General features: G+C 64.5%; 1 protein-coding gene. It reads right to left on the bottom strand.

Features of this window, described 5'->3' with window-relative positions; genetic code table 11:
• Window positions 1-428: AAA family ATPase (locus AC1D0P_RS30210; RefSeq protein ID WP_477680100.1), on the bottom strand; the 428-nt coding region annotated here is incomplete at both ends.

The following is a 428-nucleotide window of genomic DNA, read 5'->3' as shown; positions in this document are numbered from 1 at the left end:
TCATTGGACATGAGCTTGGTCGGCGCGTTGAGGATATGCTTGGGCGGCAAGAGCGAGCCATGGAATTTCGCCGCCTGCGTCGCCGCCTTGAAGGCGGTGTAGACCGCGTTCGACTTTGGCGCCGTGGCGAGATAGACGACAGCATTGGCAAAGGCCAGTTCGCCCTCCGGTGAGCCGAGGAAATCATAGGCGTCCTTGGCCGCATTGGCGACGACGAGGGCCTGCGGGTCGGCCAGGCCGATATCCTCGATCGCCATCCGCACCAGCCGTCGGCCGAGGAACAGCGGATCCTCGCCCGCGTCGACCATGCGGGCGAAATAGTAGAGCGCCGCATCGGGATCGGAGCCGCGCACGGATTTGTGCAGCGCCGAGATCAGATTGTAGTGGCCGTCCTGCCCCTTGTCATAGATGGGCGCCCGGCGCTGCAC

The organism is Polaromonas sp. P1_G2 (assembly GCF_056405515.1).
The sequence above is the reverse complement of the archived record's forward strand: the minus strand, read 5'-3'. Positions and strand labels throughout refer to the sequence as shown.